This is a genomic window from Caballeronia sp. Lep1P3 (assembly GCF_022879595.1).
Lineage (GTDB): Bacteria > Pseudomonadota > Gammaproteobacteria > Burkholderiales > Burkholderiaceae > Caballeronia.
The window spans coordinates 123,600-145,723 of sequence record NZ_CP084265.1; the positions used below are offsets into that span (position 1 = coordinate 123,600).

Genomic DNA, 22,124 nt, shown 5'->3' on the forward strand with positions numbered 1-22,124 from the left:
CCGATGACCTTCCTGCATCGATATCGTTTTTTCTGGCTGTTTCTCGTCGTCGTGTTCGCGCTGCCGGTGTTGCCTGGACCCGTCGCCGTGCCCGAGTACTGGATCACGCTGCTCAACTACATCGGGCTTTATTCCATCGTCGCGATCGGGCTGGTGCTGCTCACTGGCATTGGCGGCATGACGAGCTTCGGGCAAGCCGCGTTCGTCGGCGTGGGCGCCTATGCAACCGCATTTCTGACGACGCGCTATGGCGTGTCGCCGTGGCTCGCGCTGATCGCGGGCGTCGTGCTGACGGCGTTCGTCGCGCTGCTGCTCGGTCTCGTGACGATGCGCTTATCAGGCCACTTTCTCCCGCTCGGGACCATTGCGTGGGGGCTGTCGCTGTTCTATCTCTTCGGCAACATGGAACTGCTCGGGAAGTACGACGGCATCAACGGGATTCCCGTGCTCAACCTGTTCGGCTGGCAACTCGAATCCGGGCGGAGCATTTACTACCTGATCTGGGTCGTCGTGCTGTTGGCCGTCGTGTCTGTTCAGAATTTGCTTAATAGTCGTCCCGGCCGGGCAATTCGCGCGCTGCGCGGCGGCGGCATCATGGCCGAAGCGATGGGCGTCAACACGGCATGGATGCGCGTGGTCATCTTCATCTACGCGGCGGTGCTGGCGGCTATTTCGGGCTTCCTTTACGCGCACCTGCAGCGCGCGGTGAACCCGACGCCGTTTGGCCTCAATCACGGCATCGAATTCCTGTTCATGGCGGTGGTAGGCGGGGTGTCGCACGTTTGGGGTGCGATCCTCGGCGCAACGATTCTCACCGTCCTTCAGGACTATCTACAGACGCTTTTGCCCAAGCTGATCGGCGCAAACGGCAATTTCGAAGTCATCGTTTTCGGCGTCGTGATGGTGCTCTTGCTTCAGTACGCACGGCAGGGCGTCTGGCCGTTCGTCGCGCGCATCTTCCCGCGCGGGCCGCGCGCGCATGTTCCGGATCACGGCGAGGCGTTGCCGCAGCGCAGCAAACCGTCGGGCGGAGAGCCGTTGCTGATCGTAGATAGAGCGCGCAAGCAGTTCGGCGGTCTGGTGGCCGTCAACGACGTGAGTTTCGACGTGAAGGCCGGCGAAATCATCGGGCTTATCGGTCCTAACGGCGCGGGGAAATCGACGACGTTCAATCTCGTGACGGGCGTGCTGCAGGCGACGAGCGGCGCCATCACATTTCACGGTGAACGCATCGAGAAGCTCGGTTCGCGGCAAATCGTCAAACGGGGAATCGGGCGCACGTTTCAGCACGTCAGGATGCTGCCGGGCATGACCGTGCTGGAGAACGTTGCAATTGGCGCGCATCTGCGCGGCAGCACCGGCGTGTGGCGCAGCATCGCGCGGCTGAATGCGTCGGAGGAAGCGCGGTTGATGTCGGAAGCGGCGAAGCAGATTGCGCGCGTTGGGCTGGAGAAGCATCTGTATAGCGAGGCGGGGAGCCTGGCTCTCGGCCAACAGCGGATTATGGAGATCGCGCGGGCGCTCTGCTGTGATCCGACGCTCTTGCTGCTCGACGAGCCGGCGGCGGGGCTTCGCTATCAGGAGAAGCAGCAACTCGCCGACCTGCTGCGCAAGCTGCGCGCGGAAGGCATGAGCATCTTGCTCGTCGAGCACGACATGGATTTCGTGATGAATCTGACGGACCGGCTCGTCGTGATGGAATTCGGGACGAAGATCGCTGAAGGCTTGCCCACGGACGTGCAGCAGAATCCCGCGGTTCTCGAAGCGTATCTCGGTGGAGCGGAATGATGGCGGAAGCGATTTTGGAGGTAAGCGGCCTGTCCGTGCGATACGGAAAGGTCGAGGCGCTGCACGAGGGGAAGCTGCGCGTGGGAGCGGGGGAGATCGTCTCCGTCATCGGACCGAACGGCGCGGGAAAGTCGACGCTGCTCAACGCGATCATGGGCGCGTTGCCACAGACGGGCCATGCGAAGGGCGTCGTGCGATACCTCGGCGAAGATGTGTCGGCGCTCGCCATCGAGCGACGAGTTTCGCTCGGGATGTGTCTGGTGCCCGAAAAGCGCGAGCTTTTTTCGACGATGCCGGTCGAGGACAATCTTGTGCTCGGTGCGTACCGGCGCAGGCGGGCAGGCGAGCGCGATTATCTGGACCAACTGGACCACGTTTTCCAACTTTTCCCGCGATTAAAGGAGCGGCGGAAGCAGGCGGCTGGAACGCTTTCGGGGGGCGAACGGCAGATGTTGGCCGTTGGACGCGCGCTCATGGGCAAACCGCAGTTACTCATGCTCGACGAGCCGAGCCTCGGCCTTGCACCTTTGATCGTGAAGGAGATTTTTCACATCATCAGCGCGCTGCGGCAGACAGGAGTCGCGACGCTGTTGATCGAGCAAAATGCCCGCGCCGCGCTACAGATTTCGGACTATGGCTACGTGCTGGAAACGGGCGAGTTCGCGTTGGAAGGCAAGGCGGACGAGCTTCAGCACGATCCTAAGGTCATCGAGACGTATCTCGGATTGACGAAAAAGCCGGCTTAGGCAGGACGTTTCGGCGGTTTTCAAGCGGCATGTTTCACGTGAAACATGCCGTTTTTTTCGCGCGGGCTTGGCAGACAAAATCGGGAGACAGGAAACCGATATAATCTCGCGATATCCTTCTTCAGGTTCGTGTCGTTCGCACACGAAATCTCCAATGCTTTTTCCCACAGAATTTGATGTGATCGTCGTCGGCGGCGGTCACGCGGGCACTGAGGCCGCCCTTGCTTCGGCGCGAATGGGCTGCAAGACGCTCCTCCTGACACATAACATCGAGACGCTGGGCCAGATGAGCTGCAATCCGTCGATTGGCGGCATCGGCAAGGGCCATCTCGTCAAGGAAGTCGACGCGCTGGGCGGCGGAATGGCCGCCGCCACGGACGAGGCGGGCATCCAGTTTCGTATCCTCAACTCGTCGAAGGGACCGGCTGTCCGTGCGACACGCGCGCAGGCGGACAGGCTTCTGTACAAGCAGGCCATTCGTCATCGCTTGGAGAATCAGCCGAATCTGTGGCTGTTCCAGCAAGCCGTCGACGATTTGATGGTCGAAGGCGATCGCGTAGTTGGTGCGGTGACACAGGTCGGACTGCGTTTTCGCGCGCGCGCCGTGGTTCTCACGGCCGGCACGTTCCTCGACGGCAAGATTCATGTGGGCTTGAACAACTACGTCGGCGGTCGCGCGGGCGATCCGGCCGCCGTCTCGCTCTCGGCGCGGCTCAAGGAGTTGAAGCTGCCGCAAGGGCGTCTTAAGACCGGTACGCCGCCGCGAATCGACGGGCGAACCATCGATTTTTCGAGGCTCGAAGAACAGCCGGGCGATCTCGACCCGATTCCGGTCTTCTCATTCCTCGGGCGCGTGGAGCAGCATCCACGTCAGATGCCGTGCTGGGTCACGCATACCAACGCGCGGACGCACGACATCATTCGGTCCGGACTCGATCGCTCGCCGATGTACACCGGCGTCATCGAAGGCGTCGGGCCGCGCTACTGTCCGTCGATCGAGGACAAGATCCATCGGTTTGCATCGAAAGACGCGCATCAGATTTTCCTTGAGCCGGAAGGTCTCACGACGAACGAGTTCTATCCGAATGGCATCTCGACGAGTCTCCCGTTCGACGTGCAGCTCGACCTCGTCCGATCGATGCACGGTCTGGAACATGCGCACATTCTTCGGCCTGGCTACGCGATCGAATACGACTATTTCGACCCCCGCGCGCTCAAGGCGTCGCTGGAGACGAAAGCGATCAACGGCTTGTTCTTTGCCGGTCAAATCAACGGAACGACCGGTTACGAAGAGGCCGCCGCGCAGGGGCTGTTGGCGGGCATCAACGCGGGACTGCAAGTACAGGGCAGGGAAGCGTGGTCGCCTCGCCGGGATCAGGCATATCTTGGCGTGCTGGTCGACGATCTCGTAACGCGCGGTGTTTCCGAGCCATATCGAATGCTCACGAGCCGCGCCGAGTACCGGCTGTCGCTGCGGGAGGACAATGCGGATATGCGGCTGACGGAAATCGGGCGAGACCTCGGGGTTGTCGACGACGTGCGGTGGGACGCGTTCAGCCGCAAGCGCGACGCTGTTTCACGTGAAACAGAGCGTCTCCGCACGACCTGGGTGAATCCCAAGACCCTGTCTCCGCAGGAGGCAACGGCGCTGCTCGGAAAGCCGATCGAACACGAATACAGTCTGGCCGATTTGCTGCGACGGCCCGGCGTATCGTATGACGGAATCTGCGCACTCCGCGACGGCAGCAGTGGCTCCGAAGCGCCCCTTTGCGATGATCCGGTTCTTCTTGCCCAGATCAAAGAGCAGATTGAAATTGGCGTGAAGTACGAAGGCTACATTAACCGTCAAGCCGATGAAATCGTGCGGAATGGGGCGCAGGAAAACACGCGTCTGCCGGAAGGCATCGATTACAACGAAGTGCGCGGATTGTCGTACGAAGCGCGTCAGAAGTTGAATCAGCATCGTCCAGAGACGATCGGGCAGGCATCGCGCATTTCGGGCATCACGCCCGCTGCGATTTCACTGCTGATGGTCCACCTAAAGCGAGGCCTCGGACGTCGAGGCAAGACAGCGGACGGCGGTGCGCAGGCTTCCAGCGAGACGGCCGCGCAATGACAGACCTCGCCCCGATACTGGATGCTGGCGCCGCGGAACTCGGCGTCGCGCTATCCGAGGCGCAAAAGCGGCAACTTCTGGATTACGTCGCGCTGCTCGGCAAGTGGAATGCCGTCTACAACCTCACGGCGATTCGCGATCCGCGACAGATGCTGGTTCAGCACATCCTCGACTCGCTCGCGGTCGTCCCGGCGGTGACGGCGCGTAACGCATCGACGGTGCTGGACGTAGGTTCGGGCGGAGGATTGCCGGGGATCGTGATCGCCATCGCGCTGCCCGATGTCCGCGTGACGCTAAACGATATCGTCCACAAGAAGACGGCATTTCAATCGCAGGTGAAAGCGGAGTTGCGGCTTGCCAATCTTGCTGTCGTAACCGGTCGCGTCGAGAATCTGCAGGCGGGCGTCGAAGTGCCAGAAAAATTCGACGTAATCGTCTCGCGCGCATTCGCAGACCTCTCGGATTTCGTTACACTTTCGCGTCATCTGGTTGCGAACGGCGGCCGAATCCTGGCGATGAAGGGCGTCAAGCCCGATGCGGAAGTAGCTCGACTGCCAGCAGGTTCGAAGGTCGTCGGCATCGAGCGCCTGGCCGTGCCGATGCTCGACGCCGAGCGGCATCTGGTCGAAGTGGCCTTCGATGCCTGAGTGTTCGTACCGATCCAGCCCCGCTGATCTTCTGACAGCGAAGAAACGAGGACACTAAACGATGGCAAAAATCTTCTGCGTCGCAAATCAGAAGGGCGGCGTTGGAAAGACGACCACCGCAGTCAATCTGGCGGCGAGTCTCGCGGGGCTCAAGCAGCGTGTGTTGCTGATCGACCTGGATCCGCAGGGCAACGCCACGATGGGTAGCGGCGTCGACAAGGCGGCCTGCGAGAACACCATTTACGAAGTGCTCGTCGATGGCGTGACGCTGCGCGAGGCCCGCGTTCGTCCGGAGGCTGTCGGTTACGACGTGCTGCCCGCGAACCGCGAACTGGCCGGCGCGGAAGTCGAACTCGTCGATATGGAAAATCGCGAGCGCATTCTTCGAGGCGCGATTGCCGAGATAGAAGACGACTATGATTTCGTTCTCATCGATTGCCCGCCGGCGCTCTCGCTGCTGACGTTGAACGCGTTGTGCGCCGCGCATGGCGTCGTCATCCCGATGCAATGCGAATACTTTGCGCTGGAAGGGTTGTCGGACCTCGTCAACACAATTAAACAGATTCACGCCAACCTCAACCGCGATCTCAAGGTCATCGGTTTGTTGCGCGTCATGTTCGACCCGCGGATCACGCTGCAACAGCAGGTGTCCGATCAGTTGAAGGCGCATTTCGGCGACAAGGTCTTCGACGTCGTGATCCCGCGCAACGTGCGCCTCGCCGAAGCGCCGAGTTACGGGCTGCCGGGCGTCGTCTTCGACAAGTCCTCGCGCGGCGCGCAGGCCTATATCCAGTTCGGCACGGAAATGATCGAGCGCGTGCGCGGGCTGCAAACCCATTCGATGCGGCAGGAAACGCCGTCGGAGGAACCGAAATGAGCGCTGTGATGAAGAAGAAGGGTCTTGGCCGCGGCCTCGACGCATTGCTCGGCGGCAGCGTCGACATTACCGAAGCCGCTCGCGGCGAAGGCACGCCGACGGTTCTCCCGCTCGACAAGCTGCAAGCGGGCAAGTATCAGCCGCGCACGCGCATGGACGAAGGCGCGCTGCAGGAACTTGCCGCCAGCATTCGCGCGCAGGGTTTGATGCAGCCGATTCTCGTACGCGCGACCGACGACCAGCGATACGAAATCATCGCGGGTGAGCGGCGCTTCCGCGCGGCGCGTCTCGCGGGCCTCGACGAAGTGCCGGTGCTCGTGAAGAACGTGCCCGACCAGGCCGCCGCCGCGATGGCGCTGATCGAGAACATTCAGCGCGAGGACCTGAACCCGCTCGAAGAAGCGCAAGGCATCCAGCGTCTGCTCGACGAATTCAGTTTCACGCACGAGCAGGCCGCCGAAGCAGTCGGACGTTCGCGCAGCGCGGTGTCGAACCTGTTGCGCCTACTGAACCTCGCGTCCGCCGTTCAGACGATGCTGCTCGCCGGCGATCTCGACATGGGGCACGCACGCGCGCTCCTCGCCGTCGATGCCGCCACGCAGATTCAGCTCGCGAATCATGTGATCAACCGCCGCCTGTCCGTGCGCGAAACCGAGCGCCTCGTCGCCGCGACGCTCAAGCAGACGCCTGCAAAAGCGCGCCCCGCGAATGACGGCGGCCGCGACACGCGCCGTCTCGAAGAAGAGCTGTCGGATTTGCTTGCCGCGAGCGTGAAGATCAAGGTCGGTGGACGAGGGCGCGGAAAGGTCACGATCGACTTCGGCAATCTGGATGCGCTCGAAGGAATCCTTACTAAATTGCGCGGCCGGATGGAAACGCCAAGCGCGGCCGTCTGAGCCACGCGCCTATCTTGTCCGAGTTCAACGCGAAAGGCGTTCGCCCCGATCTTCCGACGCGCGTCTGGAAGGCGATCGCCAAGGAGCCGGTGCTCGCGATTCTCGTCGTCGCGTTCGTCGTGGTGCAGATTGCGCATCCGCGGCCGGTGATGTCGCTGCCCGGACTCGTCGACTGGCAGACGGTGCTGACGCTCGCCGGGCTCCTGATCCTCACGAAAGCGATCGAATTGTCAGGATTCCTGATGTGGGCGGCGCATCGGCTCGTGCATCGCATACATGGCGAGCGCGGGCTGGCGCTGCTGCTGGTCGGGCTGGCGGCGGGTTTATCGACCGTGCTGACCAACGACGTCGCGCTGTTCGCGGTCGTGCCGCTCGCGCTTTCGCTGAACAAGCTCGCGCCGCTGCCGATCAAGCGGCTCGTCATCGTGATCGCGCTCGCCGTGAACGCCGGCTCGATCCTCACGCCGCTCGGGAATCCTCAGAACCTCTTCCTCTGGCAGGCGAGTGGCGTTGCGTTCGGCGCGTTCGTGTGGGCGCTGCTGCCGCTCTGCGCCGCGTTGATGGCGCTATTGCTCGTGCTGACCGTCGTTTTGTTCCACGCGGCGCCGCTCGACCTGTCGGGCGATGCGGAAGAGCATCGTGTCGATCGCGTGTTGTGCGGCGTCAGTGTCGTCGCATTTGCGGTGTTCGTCGCGCTCGCGGACGCGCACCACGCGGGCCCCGCACTCGCCGCGCTCGCAGCGGCGTTTCTCTTGTGGCGACGCGAAGTGGTCTTCAAGATCGACTGGCTGTTGCTGCTCATCTTCGTGCTGATGTTCATCGTGCTGCGCAGCGCGGCCGCGTTGCCGTCGATTCACGATGCAATCGCGCGCATCGGCATCCATTCGCCCGAGCGCGCATTCGCGGCCGGGGCGGTGCTGTCGCAAGGCATCAGCAACGTGCCGGCGGCAATCGTGCTCGCCGAATTCTCGAAGGACTGGCGCGCGCTCGCGTTCGGCGTGAGCGTCGGCGGCTTCGGCGTGGCGATCGGATCGCTCGCCAATCTGATCGCCGTGCGCTTGTCGGGCGAAAAGGGCATGTGGATGCGCTTTCACATGATTTCGATCCCGTTCCTCTTCGCCGCGATGGCAATCGGCTGGGCGCTCGTCTGACGCGTCCGGGCGCCTGGACGCAATCTGAAAATCTGCTTGCAATCGCAAGAAAAATCTCGGTTTCGAGACCATCTTTTAGGCGTCGTCCGCTTGGCTTTTGACACACCTAAACTATTGAATCCGTGACAACAATCGCTTACAATCGCCCGGATTTATCAGCTAGGCCACCTCGAAAGCGCCGCGAAAGCGCAAGGTGATTCCCCGGACTCTTGGTTGAATGCCGATCACAGCGCGCGAGAAAACGCGGGCGCCGTGCTTCAGGCGAAAGCGACGTCAATGCGCGAACGAAACATGCAGGCCAGCGCTCGCTCAACCGGCGATAGCAAGTCCACCGGAACACAGCCGCGCGGTTCGTCGGGCGACTCGTGGGATGCCGAGGCGCAAGATAACAATATCGTTCCGCTCACACGGGATCAGGCAGAGAAGCTGTTCGGCCCGGAGGTGAGTCGTCCATCGCGTGTCACGCCGTTTCGCGTCGTGGCAGCGCAAATGGTTTTGTCCCTGGGTGCGACGCTGTTGTGGTGGCTGTTTTACAAGCCGCCGGGCGATGCTGCGCTGTCCGCCTTTCTAGGTGGGGCAATCTGCTGGCTACCGGCTGCGTTGTTCGCGGCGCGCCTGAAAGCAGGCGCCGGCACGCAGACGATCATGAGCTGGATGATCGGGGAAGGCCTGAAGATGGGAGCGACGATTGCTATGTTCGTCGCGGTCGCGGTCTGGTACAAGAGCGCGTTGTGGCTGCCGCTGCTGGTTACATATATCGTCGCGCTCAAGACGTACTGGATCGCGATGGCCTGGCGCTGAGCCGTTGCCATGACGTGCGAGGTAAGTGCGGCGAGGCGAAGCGGCAAGTAGCATGAGATTCGTGCGGAACGCTTTCCGCACATGGGCCTCTCGCCCGGAGCCGCGACGCGAAGCGGCGGCTCGGAAGCGAAAGGCGGCGAAAGATTTTTGACAATTTGGGTGGCTTTAACGATATGGCAGCTAGCGAAGGAACGCACGCTCTGGATCCGTCCGAGTACATTGCGCACCACTTGCAGAATCTTTCCACGCATCCGCAGACGTCGATCTTCGACATCCACGTCTGGAATCTGGACACGCTGTTCTGGTCCATCGTGTGCGGTGTCTTGACCATCGTGATCCTGGGCCTCGCGGCTCGCCGGGCAACCTCCGGCGTTCCGGGCCGTTTCCAGTGCGCGATCGAAATGCTCGTGGAAATGGTGGAAGACCAGTCGAAGTCGATGATCCACGGCAGCCGCCGCTTCATCGCTCCGCTGGCGCTGACCGTGTTCGTCTGGGTCGCGCTGATGAACTCGCTCGACTTCATTCCCGTGGATCTTCCCGGCCGCGTGATCGGCTGGCTCGGTCTCGAACATGTCCTGCCGCATCATCGCATCGTCCCGACGGCCGACCTCAACGGCACCCTCGGCATTGCGCTCGGCGTGTTCATTCTGATGATCTACTACAACTTCAAGATCAAGGGCGCCGGCGGCTTCGTGCACGAGCTGCTGTCCGCTCCGTTCGGCGCGCATCCGGTTCTCTGGATCCCCAACCTCGCGCTGAACATCATCGAGTTCGTCGCCAAGACGGTGTCGCTCGGCATGCGGTTGTTCGGCAACATGTACGCCGGCGAACTGCTGTTCCTGCTCATCGCGCTGCTCGGAAGCATGTGGCACTTCGGCGCGGACGCCTCTGTACTTGGCTTTATCGGCCATGTGGTCGCGGGTACGGTCTGGGCGATCTTCCACATTCTGATCGTGTTCCTGCAGGCATTCATCTTCATGATGCTGACGCTGGTGTACATCGGTCAGGCGCACGACGCTCACTGAGCGCGTGAGCCGCAGGTCCAGAATCGCTTAGGTTTGAAGTTTCAATTTTTATAAATCCAGTTCCAAAGTCTTTAATCAAAGGAGTGAACATGAACGCTTTCATCGCCAACATCCAGGGTCTGACCGCCGTTGGTATCGGCATCATCATCGGCCTGGGTGCTATCGGCGCCTGTATCGGTATCGGCCTGATGGGCGGCAAGTACATCGAAGCATGCGCCCGCCAGCCGGAACTGATGAACCCGCTGCAGACCAAGATGTTCCTGCTGGCTGGTCTGATCGACGCGGCGTTCCTGATCGGCGTTGGTGTGGCCATGCTGTTTGCGTTCGCGAACCCGCTGCTCGCGCGTCTCGTAGCCTGAGGTTCCTCGGAAGCGAGCGTCTGATTTTTTGACAAGACGCAAAGCGGAACGGGATGAGGCGCTGATCGAGCACAACTGCCGGTTAGCGCCTTTTGATCGTTCCACTCTCCGATCAAGCAACGTTTAAGGAAACACCGTGAATCTCAACGCAACCCTGTTTGCGCAAATGGTCGTGTTTCTGATCCTCGCGTGGTTCACGATGAAGTTCGTGTGGCCGCCGTTGATCAACGCCCTCGACGAGCGCTCGAAAAAGATTGCCGACGGCCTCGCCGCCGCCGACAAGGGCAAGGCGGAACTCGAAGCGGCGCACAAGCGCGTCGACCAGGAACTCGCGCAAGCGCGCAACGACGGCCAGCAGCGCATCGCTGACGCCGAAAAGCGTGCGGCAGCCGTCGCCGAGGAAATCAAGGCCAACGCGCAAGCCGAAGCCGCGCGCATCGTCGCGCAGGCGAAGGCGGACGCCGACCAGCAAATCGTCAAGGCTCGCGAAACCCTGCGCGCCGAAGTCGCGGCGCTGGCCGTCAAGGGCGCCGAGCAGATTCTGCGTCGCGAAGTCGACCAGAAGGCTCACGCCGACCTGCTGAATCAACTCAAAACCGAGCTCTGATCATGGCCGAACTTGCAACCATCGCTCGTCCTTACGCAGAAGCGCTGTTCCGCGTGGCCGAAACCGGCGATCTCGCGGGCTGGTCCACCTTCGTCGAGGAGCTGGCACAGGTTGCGCGTCTGCCCGAAGTGGAATCGGTCGCCTCGAGCCCGAAGGTGAGCCGCGAGCAGATCACCGACTTGCTGCTCGCCGCGGTGAAATCGCCGCTGGCTCAAGGCAACGCTCAGGCGAAGAATTTCGTGCGCATGCTGGTGGAGAACCATCGTCTGCCGCTGTTGCCCGAAGTCGCCGTCCAGTTCGACGAGCTGAAGAACGCCCGTGAAGGTGCGGCCGACGCGCATATCGTGAGCGCGTTCCCCCTCGAAGGCGCACAGTTGAACGACCTGGTCGCCAGCCTCGAACGCAAGTTCACGCGCAAGCTGAAACCGATCGTCGAAATCGATCAGTCGCTGATCGGCGGCGTTCGTGTGACGGTCGGCGACGAAGTGCTCGATACCTCGGTCCGCGCGCGCCTCGCCAGCATGCAGACGGCGCTCACCGCCTGACGCTTCTTGGAAGCGCCTTAGCTGGCACGCAACAGAATTGACTATCAGGAGCGAATAATGCAACTCAATCCCTCTGAGATCAGCGAGCTGATCAAGAGCCGGATCCAGGGCCTTGAAGCGAGCGCGGACGTTCGCAACCAGGGCACCGTGATCTCCGTGACCGACGGTATCGTGCGTATCCACGGCTTGTCGGACGTGATGCAGGGCGAAATGCTCGAGTTTCCGGGCAACACCATCGGCCTGGCATTGAACCTCGAACGCGACTCCGTCGGCGCCGTGATTCTGGGTGAGTACGAGCACATCACGGAAGGCGACATCGTCAAGACGACGGGCCGCATTCTCGAAGTGCCGGTCGGTCCGGAACTGATCGGCCGCGTGGTCGACGCGCTCGGCAACCCCATCGACGGCAAGGGCCCCATCAACGCGAAGATGACCGACGCGATCGAAAAGATCGCGCCGGGCGTGATTTGGCGTAAGTCGGTGTCGCAGCCGGTGCAGACCGGCCTGAAGTCGATCGACGCGATGGTGCCGATCGGCCGCGGCCAGCGCGAGCTGATCATCGGCGACCGTCAGTGCGGCAAGAGCGCCGTCGCTGTCGACGCGATCATCAACCAGAAGGGCAAGGACCTCATCTGCATCTACGTCGCGATTGGCCAGAAGGCTTCGTCGATCATGAACGTGGTGCGCAAGCTCGAAGAAACCGGCGCGATGGCTTACACCATCGTCGTGGCGGCTTCGGCTTCGGAATCGGCCGCGATGCAATACCTCGCGCCGTATGCCGGCTGCACGATGGGCGAGTACTTCCGCGACCGCGGCCAGGACGCGCTGATCGTCTATGACGACTTGACCAAGCAAGCATGGGCGTATCGTCAGATTTCGCTGCTGCTGCGCCGTCCGCCGGGCCGTGAAGCCTATCCGGGCGACGTGTTCTATCTGCACTCGCGTCTGCTCGAGCGTGCGGCTCGCGTCTCGGAAGAGTATGTCGAGAAGTTCACCAACGGCGAAGTGAAGGGCAAGAGCGGCTCGCTGACGGCGCTGCCGGTCATCGAAACGCAAGCCGGCGACGTGACCGCGTTCGTTCCGACGAACGTGATCTCGATCACCGACGGCCAGATCTTCCTCGAAACCGACCTGTTCAACGCCGGTATCCGCCCTGCGATCAACGCGGGCGTGTCGGTGTCGCGCGTCGGTGGCGCGGCTCAGACCAAGGTCGTGAAGAAGCTGTCGGGCGGTATCCGTACCGACCTCGCGCAGTATCGTGAACTGGCAGCGTTCGCACAGTTCGCGTCCGACCTCGACGAAGCCACCCGCAAGCAGCTCGAGCGCGGCCGCCGCGTGACGGAACTGCTGAAGCAGCCGCAGTATCAACCGCTGCAGGTGTGGGAACTGTCGGTGGCGCTGTTCGCGGCCAACAACGGCTATCTCGACGATCTGGAAGTCGCGCAAGTGCTGCCGTTCGAAAAGGGCCTGCGCGAATACCTGAAGACGAGCCATGCCGATTTGGTGAAGCGCATCGAAGACAATAAAGACTTGTCGAAGGACGACGAAGGCGCACTGCATGCCGCGCTGAAGGACTTCAAGAAGTCGGGCGCTTATTGATCGGGATAGAGAGGCATCGCGCGATGCTAAAAAGAGGCATCGCGCGGCTTCGATCAGGGAGTAAGCAATGGCTGGAATGAAGGAAATTCGCGGCAAGATCAAGAGCGTGCAGAACACGCGCAAGATCACGAAAGCGATGGAAATGGTCGCCGCATCGAAGATGCGCCGCGCCCAGGAGCGCATGCGTTCCGCCCGTCCGTATGCCGACAAGGTCCGTGCAATCGCTGCGCACATGAGCGCGGCGAACCCCGAGTATCGTCACCCGTTCATGGTGAGAAACGAGGGTGCGAAGACGGCCGGCCTGATCCTCGTCACGACCGACAAGGGTTTGTGCGGCGGCATGAACACGAACATCCTGCGTGCGTCGCTGAACCGCATCAAGGAACTCGACCAGAGTGGCGTGTCCATCGAGGCGTCGGCGATCGGCGGCAAGGGGCTCGGCTTTCTGAACCGCCTGCGCGCGAAGGTTGTGTCGCAAGTGACGCAACTGGGCGACACGCCGCATCTCGAAAAGCTGATCGGCGCGATCAAGGTGCAGCTCGACTTGTACTCGGAAGGCAAGGTCAACGCGGTGTACCTGGCGTACACGCGCTTCGTCAATACGATGAAGCAGGAGCCGGTGATCGAGCAGCTTCTGCCGTTGTCGGTCGACGATTTCCGCAAGCAGGAGAGCGAAGCCGAAACGCCGAAGACGTCGTGGGATTACATCTACGAGCCGGACGCGCAGACCGTGGTGGACGACCTGCTCGTACGCTACGTCGAAGCGCTCGTCTATCAGGCGGTCGCGGAAAACATGGCGTCCGAGCAATCGGCGCGCATGGTCGCGATGAAGGCGGCGTCGGACAACGCGAAGACCGTGATCAACGAACTGCAGCTCGTCTACAACAAGAGCCGCCAGGCCGCGATTACGAAAGAGTTGTCGGAAATCGTCGGCGGCGCCGCTGCGGTCTGATTTTGCTGACCGCGTGAAAGAACACAGTATCTAAAGGAAATGCGATGAGTACTACTGCTTTGGTAGAAGGCAAGATCGTACAGTGCATCGGCGCCGTTATCGACGTGGAATTTCCGCGTGCGCAAATGCCGAAGATTTACGACGCGCTCATTCTGGAAGGCACCGAACTGACGCTCGAAGTCCAGCAGCAGCTGGGCGACGGCGTGGTCCGCACCATCTGTCTGGGTGCCTCCGACGGCCTGCGCCGCGGCACGATGGTCAAGAACACGGGCAAGCCCATCAGCGTGCCGGTCGGCAAGCCGACGCTCGGCCGCATCATGGACGTGCTCGGCCGTCCGATCGACGAAGCCGGCCCGATCGAAGCCGCAACGCTGCGCTCGATCCACCAGACGGCGCCGTCGTTCGACGAGCTGTCGCCGTCGACCGAGCTGCTCGAAACCGGCATCAAGGTTATCGACCTGATCTGCCCGTTTGCAAAGGGCGGCAAGGTCGGTCTGTTCGGCGGCGCCGGCGTCGGAAAGACCGTGAACATGATGGAACTCATCAACAACATCGCGAAGGAACACGGCGGTTACTCCGTGTTCGCGGGTGTTGGCGAGCGTACCCGCGAAGGGAACGACTTCTATCACGAAATGAAGGACTCGAACGTTCTCGACAAGGTCGCGCTGGTGTACGGCCAGATGAACGAGCCGCCGGGCAACCGTCTGCGCGTCGCGCTGACCGGTCTGACGATGGCCGAGCACTTCCGTGACGAAGGCCTCGACGTGCTGTTCTTCGTCGACAACATCTACCGTTTCACGCTGGCGGGTACGGAAGTGTCCGCTCTGCTCGGCCGTATGCCGTCGGCAGTGGGCTATCAGCCGACGCTGGCTGAAGAAATGGGTAAGCTGCAAGAGCGCATCACATCGACGAAGACTGGCTCGATCACGTCGGTTCAGGCCGTGTACGTCCCTGCGGACGACTTGACCGACCCGTCGCCGGCTACGACCTTCGGCCACCTCGACGCGACCGTCGTGTTGTCGCGTGACATCGCATCGCTGGGTATCTACCCGGCCGTGGACCCGCTCGATTCGACCTCGCGTCAGATCGACCCGAACGTGATCGGCGAAGAGCACTACTCGATCACGCGCGGCGTGCAGCAGACGCTGCAGCGCTACAAGGAACTGCGCGACATCATCGCGATTCTGGGCATGGACGAACTGTCGCCGGAAGACAAGCTGTCGGTCGCCCGTGCGCGCAAGATCCAGCGTTTCCTGTCGCAGCCGTTCCACGTTGCCGAAGTGTTCACGGGCTCGCCGGGCAAGTACGTGCCGCTGAAGGAAACCATTCGCGGCTTCAAGATGATCGTCGATGGCGAGTGCGATCACCTTCCGGAGCAGGCGTTCTACATGGTCGGCACGATCGACGAAGCCTTCGAAAAGGCCAAGAAGATCCAGTAAGGTCGGGTGTTTTTGAAGAGGACGCCAGCGCGGTTCGCTGGCGTTCACGAATGACACTGACGTAGCTAGCATGGGACGAGCGTAAGCGTAGAAGCGCGAGCGCTCGTCGACAGGAGTCGACCTAAATGGCAACCATCAAAGTAGACGTCGTCAGCGCGGAAGAGCAGATCTTCTCCGGCCAGGCGAAGTTCGTCGCGCTGCCCGGTGAATCCGGCGAACTCGGCATTCTGCCGGGCCACACGCCGCTCATCACGCGCATTCGTCCGGGCGCGGTGCGCATCGAAGCGGAAGACGGTTCGGAAGAGTTCGTGTTCGTGGCCGGCGGGATTCTCGAAATCCAGCCAGGCATCGTGACCGTTCTCGCCGACACCGCCATTCGCGGCGCCGATCTGGACGAAGCGAAAGCCGAGCAAGCGAAAAAGCGCGCAGAAGAGGCGATGCAGAACAACGCATCCGAACTCGAATACGCGACCGCGCAAGCGGAACTCGCGTATGCGGCGGCCCAGCTCGCAGCAATCCAGCGTCTGCGCAAGGCGCACGCGAAGCACTGAGCGCCGTGCAGTAAAGTCGTGAAGAAGCAGCCTTCGGGCTGCTTTTTTTATGCTCGCTGCGCCGGTGCAAAACTGCACATCCATTGCGCGCAACTTCCATTAGGCGCTTAACGCATTGATTCGTCGCGCTTTGCCCGGCGCGCCGACGAGCGATTGCGGGTAACACTCAATGCCCGCGCACGCCGTTCCCTTGCACAATTGCCTTCCGATTAGCCTTCACCGGGCGGAGACCATCGATGGCAATTGAACCGACGCAGGCCGGCGCGCAGATCGAACCGCGCGACGGGCTTTCGTATGTCCGTGGCGCGACCGATATCCCTCTCAGCGATGCAACCGTCTCGCGCTTTCTTCTCGATACCGTCGCACGCTTTCCCGACCGGCCGGCGGTCGTGTTCCGCGAGCAGGACATCCGCTGGACGTGGCGCGAGTTCGCCGATGAAGTCGACGTTCTCGCGAACGCGCTTCTCGACCTAGGGCTGCAACCGGGCGATCGCGTCGGTATCTGGTCGCCGAATCGCGTCGAATGGCTGCTCACGCAGTTCGCGACGGCGCGCATGGGCGCGGTCCTCGTCAACATCAATCCGGCATATCGGTTGGCGGAACTCGAGTACGCGCTGCAAAAGGTCGGCTGCAAGGCGATCATCGCGGCCGAGCAGTTCAAGACCTCGAAGTATCTCGAAATGCTGCAGTCGCTCGCGCCTGAGCTTGCCGATGCGCAGCCCAACGCGCTGTACGCCGTCAGGCTGCCGGAATTGCGCACCGTCATTCGCATGGGCGCAGGCGCGACGCCGGGCATGTTCAATTTCGACGACGTCATGCGTCAAGGCCGCGCCGCGCTCGATACCGCGCGCCTCGACGCGCTCGAAGGCACGCTCGATGCCGACGATCCGATCAACATCCAGTTCACGAGCGGCACGACGGGCAATCCGAAGGGCGCGACGCTCACGCATCGCAACATCGTGAACAACGCGCGCTATATCGCCATGGCGATGCGGCTCTCCGAAGCCGATTCGCTGTGCATTCCGGTGCCGCTGTATCACTGCTTCGGCATGGTGCTGGCCGTGCTCGCGTGCGTATCGACCGGCGCGGCAATGGTCTTTCCCGGCGAGGCATTCGACCCCGCCGCGACGCTCGCAGCCGTCCACGAGGAACGCTGCACCGCGCTGCACGGCGTGCCGACGATGTTCATCGCGGAGCTGGATCATCCGGACTTCGCGAAGTACGACCTCAGCCGGCTGCGCACGGGCATCATGGCGGGCTCGCCGTGTCCGATTGAAACGATGAAGCGCGTCGTCTCGAAAATGCACCTGAGCGAGATCACCATCGCCTACGGCATGACGGAGACCAGCCCGGTTTCCTTCCAAAGCTCGACGACCGATCCGCTCGACAAGCGCACGACCACCGTCGGCCGCATTCAGCCGCATCTGGAAGTGAAGATCGTCGATCCGCTCGGCGAGATCGTCCCCGTTGGCGAGACCGGCGAACTCTGCACGCGCGGCTACTCGGTGATGAAAGGCTATTGGGGTGAGGAAGCGAAGACGCGCGAGGTAATCATCGACGGCTGGATGCATACCGGCGATCTCGCGACACTCGACGCCGAAGGCTACTGCAACATCGTCGGACGATTGAAGGACATGCTGATTCGCGGCGGCGAGAACGTGTATCCGCGCGAGATCGAGGAATTCCTGTTTCGTCATCCGAAGATTCAATCGGTGCAGGTTTTCGGCGTGCCCGATCAGAAATACGGCGAGGAAGTGTGCGCGTGGATCGTGCTGCGTCCCGGCGAGCAGGCGACCGAGGATGACATTCGCGCGTTTTGCCAAGGGCAGATCGCGCATTACAAGATTCCGCGCTATATCCGTTTCGTCGACGAATTGCCGATGACAGTCACCGGCAAGGCGCAGAAGTTCGTGATGCGCGCACGCATGATCGACGAACTCAAACTGGCAGAGGCGCGGACCGCCTGAACGCGGTTCGACGCACATAAGACAAAAGGGAGCGCAGTGCGCTCCCTTTTGTTCTGGACACACGCCGCGCAAAGAAAACCGCAAACGTTTGTCTGGACGAAAAAAAAGCGGGCCTGGAGCCCGCTAAAAACCACACGCTACGGGGTTAGCGCGAGGAGACCAGCCGTGGGACACTTCGATTCAACTTAAATCGAAGAACGATCCCAACACGGATGCCCCTGAGAAGAGCTTCGACCTTTGTCGACCGACGGATCACGCAATATTTTCCAGCGCGCCCGAAACCATCCGTGTTGAAACCGTTTGAACAGATTGTGGGCGAATTGAATGACTAAGGCCGTAACAAAGTGTTTCAGGTTGTAACCCGCGCAGCGTAAGGCGCTCGGCAAACATTCTCGCGTCAAACGGCTTTTTGCCGGCCAAATATTGCCTGTTATTCGTGGGATTTATTCTTAAAGCGCGGCGTCGCTGCAGAATAGGCGTTATTGGCCGCGCGGGTTTTTGGTAAATCGTCAGAGAAAATAGCACGCGCGACCGCATGAAATCGATTCACAATCGGTTTCTTAAACGCGCGCTTATCAAAAAGACACTCGACATGGAGACTCGCATGACCATCGATTCAGCCTTGCTCCGCTATTACCGCGATGTCGCCGAAGCGTTTCCGCCGCTCGGGGCCGACGCAGGCGCCGCAGCGGTCCGCCAGCGATTCAGCGACGTCGCGCGGGCCTACGCGCGCGAGCGCGACGACGCGATCGTCGTCGAAGACATCGACGTTCCTCTGCAAGGCCGAACGCTCGCCGCACGCATTTACCGCCCGGCAAGCGCGCGCGGACCGTTGCCGCTTCTCGTGTACTTTCACGGCGGCGGCTGGGTCGTCGGTGACATAGACACGCACGACGCGCTCACCGCCCGGCTCGCGCGCGACGCGCAGTGCGCGGTGGCGAGCGTCGATTATCGTCTCGCGCCCGAGCATCCGTTTCCCGCGCCGTGCGACGACGCCTGTGACGCGCTGCTCTGGCTCGCGGAACATCGGTCGCGACTCGGCTTCGCGTCGGACAGGCTGGGCGTCGGTGGCGATAGCGCAGGCGCGCACCTCGCCGTCGTCGCCGCGCGCGAGGCCAACGCGCGCGTCGCCGGACTCGTCGGCCTGCAACTGCTGCTGTATCCGGTGATGCGGCGTCAATTCGAAAGCGCGAGCTGCGTCGCCAACGCGAACGGTCCCGGCCTCACCAACGACGAAATGAAGTGGTACTGGACGCAGTTTCTCTCCGGCGTGACGCCCGACGCCCACGATGTGCGCGCGTTCCCGCTCGCCGAGCCGTTCGAGCGCACGCCGTCGCGCGCGCTCATTGTCGCGGCTGCTTTCGACCCGCTCTACGACGACGCCTTCGAACTGAAGCGCTTTCTCGAAACGAACGGCGGCCGCGTCGAAATGATCGGTGCCGACGACATGACGCACGGATTCGCCCGCCTGCACACGCAGTCCGACGCCGCGCTCGGCTGGCTGCGCAGGATCGGCGAGCGCGCGGGCGAGCTTCTGCGCGCGGAACGCTAAGGCGTCACTTGAGCCACTTGTCGACGATGCCCTGAAACTCCCCGCTCGCGCGCGTGAGGTGCAGCCATTGATCGACGTACTGCTGCCACGCCACGTCCCCGCGCGGCAGCAGATACGCCTTCTCGCCGAACTGGAACGGCTTGTCCGGATGCACGGAACAGAGGCCCGGATTGAGCTTTTGCTGCAGGAGCGTTTCGGAGGCGTCGGTCACCATGACATCGGCGTGGCCGTCGAGAATCTGCTTGAAAATCGTCACGTTGTCCGGGTATTCGATCAACTGCGAGTGCGGAAAGAACTGCTTCGCGAATCGCTCGTTCGTGCCGCCAGGATTGACGATCGTGCGCACGTTCGGCTGATCGATCTGCGCGACGGTCTGGTACTTGTCGACATCGCCGCAACGCACGATGGGCGTCTTCCCGTCTTCCATGTACGGCGCGGTGAAGAACGCGCGCTTTTGACGATCCAGCGTCGTCGAGACGCCGCCGACAGCGATATCGCACTTGGCGAGGAAGTCGTTCATCAGGTTCGACCACGATGTCTTCACGTACTCGGCCTTCGCGCCCAGCGATTTCGCGAGGTTGTCCGCGAGATCGATGTCGATGCCTTCGAACTGTCCGTCCGGCCGCAAGAACGAGTACGGCTTGTAGTCGCCGGTCGTGCAGACGCGCAGCGTGCGGCGCGCGAGCATGTCGTCGAGACGCGAGGAAAGCGCGGGCGCGGCGGGCGTCGCCTGCGCGACGGCGCCGGCCTGAACGGTCTGGGCGTGCGCCGCGCCCGACACGAAGAGCGAGCACGCGAGCGCGCAACTGGCGAGACGGAAGAACGTGCGTTTCATCGATGCTCCTGGTTCTAGTTGTGATGGACTGCAAGGCGATGCCGACGACGATCATAACGAGCGTGCGCGTGCCTGAACATCCATCTCGAAAACGCGGCGGCAACACGCCGATTTGCCGCCGCGCTGCCGCGAAAGCGGGCAGCCGGTCCGGTAGAATGGACGATTCCCTGGCTTCAGCACCGAGCGACGTGGCACACACTCTTCTCAACGACACCTTTCTGCGTGCGCTGCTGCGCCAGCCAACCGATTACACCCCGATCTGGCTGATGCGTCAGGCGGGCCGTTATCTGCCCGAATACAACGCGACGCGCGCGCGCGCCGGCAGCTTTCTGGGCCTCGCGAAGAATCCGGATTACGCGACGGAAGTGACGCTTCAGCCGCTCGAGCGCTTTCCGCTCGACGCCGCGATCCTCTTTTCCGACATCCTCACCGTCCCCGACGCGATGGGCCTCGGACTGAACTTCGTGCAGGGCGAAGGTCCGCGCTTCGAGCGCACCGTGCGCACCGAAGACGATGTGAAGCGTCTCGTTGTGCCTGACATCGACGCGACGCTGCGCTACGTCACCGACGCCGTCAGCCAGATCCGCCGCGCGCTCACCGACGCGCAGGGCCGCCAAAAAGTGCCGCTGATCGGCTTTTCGGGCAGCCCGTGGACGCTTGCCTGTTACATGGTGGAAGGCGGCGGGTCCGACGACCACCGCACGGTGAAGGCGATGGCTTACGCACGGCCGGACCTGATGCATCGCATTCTGGACATCAACGCGCAGGCGGTGACCGCCTACCTCAACGCGCAGATCGAGGCGGGCGCGCAGGCGGTCATGATTTTCGATACGTGGGGCGGTGCGCTCGCGGATGGCGCGTATCAACGCTTCTCGCTCGACTACATCGCGAAGGTCGTCGCGGGCCTCAAGCGCGAGCACGACGGCGCGCGCGTGCCGGTCATCACGTTCACGAAGGGCGGCGGGCTGTGGCTCGAAGAGATCGCGGCGACGGGCGTGGATGCGGTCGGCCTGGACTGGACGGTGAATCTGGGTACGGCGCGCGAGCGCGTAGGCGGGCGCGTCGCGCTGCAGGGGAACATCGATCCGAGCGTGCTTTTCGCGCCGCCCAGCGTCATTCGCGCCGAAGCGCGCGGCGTGCTGGAGAGCTTCGGCAATGCGCCGGGCCACGTCTTCAACCTCGGCCACGGCATCTCGCAATACACGCCGCCGGATCACGTCGCGGAGTTGGTGGACGAAGTGCATCGGCATAGCCGGCACATGCGCGCGGGTTCCACTTCCCGTTGACAGCGATGCTGCGCCGCAGCGGAACGCGCTGCGGCGCGTGAGGCGCGGGCGGGTTATCGCAATCGCCCGCCCTCGGCGGGCTGCACAGATGTCAAGGCCGACTTATGCACATTTTCTTCGTTGCGTCGCGCCATCAGACATATGGCCGCAGATAGCCCATAAAACGCGCCTATGCGGCGACTAACTCCCTGATTTTAAACAAATTATAAGGGCCGCGTCCGATATGTGGGCAAACGCGCATAAGCGATCCTTGACATTGTTTGCCGCGACCCGACAGGCACTTCTCAACAAAGTTATCCACAGGGCTGCGGAAAGCGTCGGAAAACCAAAAATAATCGCCCACTTACCGGCGATTTTGATGTTCGACTTTAATTTCACCCCGCGC

General features: G+C 62.1%; 20 protein-coding genes. 19 read left to right on the top strand and 1 reads right to left on the bottom strand.

Translation table 11 applies throughout. From position 1 onward, the window contains the following. Window positions 1-3: 3 nt before the first annotated feature. The 18 genes from LDZ27_RS00540 to LDZ27_RS00625 all read left to right on the top strand — a co-directional run bounded on the left by LDZ27_RS00540 (window position 4) and on the right by LDZ27_RS00625 (window position 19,618). Window positions 4-1,788, top strand: coding sequence for an ATP-binding cassette domain-containing protein (locus tag LDZ27_RS00540; protein ID WP_244814856.1), 1,785 nt, complete (start codon window positions 4-6; stop codon window positions 1,786-1,788). Continuing rightward, window positions 1,785-2,534 (top strand): ABC transporter ATP-binding protein, encoded by a 750-nt coding sequence (locus LDZ27_RS00545; RefSeq protein ID WP_244814857.1) that lies wholly within the window; start codon window positions 1,785-1,787, stop codon window positions 2,532-2,534. The genes LDZ27_RS00540 and LDZ27_RS00545 overlap by 4 nt, the downstream gene beginning before the upstream one ends. Window positions 2,535-2,688: 154 nt before the next feature. Further along, window positions 2,689-4,650, top strand: coding sequence for a tRNA uridine-5-carboxymethylaminomethyl(34) synthesis enzyme MnmG (mnmG, locus tag LDZ27_RS00550; protein WP_244814858.1), 1,962 nt, complete (start codon window positions 2,689-2,691; stop codon window positions 4,648-4,650). Then, the gene (gene rsmG, locus LDZ27_RS00555) at window positions 4,647-5,297 is read left to right on the top strand and encodes a 16S rRNA (guanine(527)-N(7))-methyltransferase RsmG (protein ID WP_244814859.1); all 651 of its coding nucleotides are present in this window, start codon (window positions 4,647-4,649) and stop codon (window positions 5,295-5,297) included. The genes mnmG and rsmG overlap by 4 nt, the downstream gene beginning before the upstream one ends. A 61-nt stretch (window positions 5,298-5,358) precedes the next feature. After that, a complete protein-coding gene (locus LDZ27_RS00560; protein WP_244814860.1) occupies window positions 5,359-6,174 on the top strand; it encodes a ParA family protein in 816 nt (271 codons plus the stop codon). After that, window positions 6,171-7,070, top strand: a complete 900-nt coding sequence (locus tag LDZ27_RS00565) for a ParB/RepB/Spo0J family partition protein (RefSeq protein WP_244814861.1) — start codon at window positions 6,171-6,173, stop codon at window positions 7,068-7,070. The genes LDZ27_RS00560 and LDZ27_RS00565 overlap by 4 nt, the downstream gene beginning before the upstream one ends. Window positions 7,071-7,084: 14 nt before the next feature. Then, window positions 7,085-8,221, top strand: a complete 1,137-nt coding sequence (locus LDZ27_RS00570) for an SLC13 family permease (protein ID WP_370653336.1) — start codon at window positions 7,085-7,087, stop codon at window positions 8,219-8,221. Between the two features lie 276 nt (window positions 8,222-8,497). Next, window positions 8,498-9,022 (top strand): ATP synthase subunit I, encoded by a 525-nt coding sequence (locus LDZ27_RS00575; protein WP_370653403.1) that lies wholly within the window; start codon window positions 8,498-8,500, stop codon window positions 9,020-9,022. Window positions 9,023-9,195: 173 nt separating this feature from the next. Continuing rightward, window positions 9,196-10,047: a F0F1 ATP synthase subunit A gene (atpB, locus tag LDZ27_RS00580; RefSeq protein ID WP_244814862.1), complete on the top strand. Its 852-nt coding sequence runs from the start codon at window positions 9,196-9,198 to the stop codon at window positions 10,045-10,047. A gap of 89 nt (window positions 10,048-10,136) precedes the next feature. Then, on the top strand, window positions 10,137-10,406 hold the full coding sequence (atpE, locus tag LDZ27_RS00585) for a F0F1 ATP synthase subunit C (protein ID WP_244814863.1): 270 nt from the start codon (window positions 10,137-10,139) through the stop codon (window positions 10,404-10,406). A gap of 136 nt (window positions 10,407-10,542) precedes the next feature. Further along, window positions 10,543-11,013, top strand: coding sequence for a F0F1 ATP synthase subunit B (locus tag LDZ27_RS00590; RefSeq protein WP_244814864.1), 471 nt, complete (start codon window positions 10,543-10,545; stop codon window positions 11,011-11,013). A gap of 2 nt (window positions 11,014-11,015) precedes the next feature. Then, window positions 11,016-11,558, top strand: a complete 543-nt coding sequence (locus LDZ27_RS00595; RefSeq protein WP_244814865.1) for a F0F1 ATP synthase subunit delta — start codon at window positions 11,016-11,018, stop codon at window positions 11,556-11,558. Between the two features lie 57 nt (window positions 11,559-11,615). Further along, complete coding sequence (atpA, locus tag LDZ27_RS00600; RefSeq protein WP_244814866.1) at window positions 11,616-13,157, top strand: F0F1 ATP synthase subunit alpha; 1,542 nt, start codon at window positions 11,616-11,618, stop codon at window positions 13,155-13,157. 67 nt (window positions 13,158-13,224) lie between these two features. Continuing rightward, window positions 13,225-14,109 (top strand): F0F1 ATP synthase subunit gamma, encoded by an 885-nt coding sequence (atpG, locus tag LDZ27_RS00605; protein WP_244814867.1) that lies wholly within the window; start codon window positions 13,225-13,227, stop codon window positions 14,107-14,109. A 44-nt stretch (window positions 14,110-14,153) separates the two neighbouring features. Further along, the gene (atpD, locus tag LDZ27_RS00610; protein WP_244814868.1) at window positions 14,154-15,548 is read left to right on the top strand and encodes a F0F1 ATP synthase subunit beta; all 1,395 of its coding nucleotides are present in this window, start codon (window positions 14,154-14,156) and stop codon (window positions 15,546-15,548) included. A gap of 125 nt (window positions 15,549-15,673) precedes the next feature. After that, window positions 15,674-16,099 (top strand): F0F1 ATP synthase subunit epsilon, encoded by a 426-nt coding sequence (locus LDZ27_RS00615; protein WP_175938650.1) that lies wholly within the window; start codon window positions 15,674-15,676, stop codon window positions 16,097-16,099. Window positions 16,100-16,335: 236 nt separating this feature from the next. Then, window positions 16,336-18,066, top strand: a complete 1,731-nt coding sequence (locus LDZ27_RS00620) for an AMP-binding protein (protein WP_244814869.1) — start codon at window positions 16,336-16,338, stop codon at window positions 18,064-18,066. 604 nt (window positions 18,067-18,670) lie between these two features. Continuing rightward, window positions 18,671-19,618 (top strand): alpha/beta hydrolase, encoded by a 948-nt coding sequence (locus LDZ27_RS00625; protein WP_244814870.1) that lies wholly within the window; start codon window positions 18,671-18,673, stop codon window positions 19,616-19,618. A gap of 4 nt (window positions 19,619-19,622) precedes the next feature. On the opposite strand, the gene LDZ27_RS00630 is transcribed toward LDZ27_RS00625, so the two are convergent. Further along, on the bottom strand, window positions 19,623-20,453 hold the full coding sequence (locus tag LDZ27_RS00630) for a transporter substrate-binding domain-containing protein (RefSeq protein WP_244814871.1): 831 nt from the start codon (window positions 20,451-20,453) through the stop codon (window positions 19,623-19,625). Between the two features lie 188 nt (window positions 20,454-20,641). Here LDZ27_RS00630 and hemE point away from each other — a divergent pair, with 188 nt between their 5' ends. Then, window positions 20,642-21,739: a uroporphyrinogen decarboxylase gene (gene hemE, locus LDZ27_RS00635; RefSeq protein WP_304657149.1), complete on the top strand. Its 1,098-nt coding sequence runs from the start codon at window positions 20,642-20,644 to the stop codon at window positions 21,737-21,739. The last annotated feature ends 385 nt before the right edge of the window (window positions 21,740-22,124 follow it).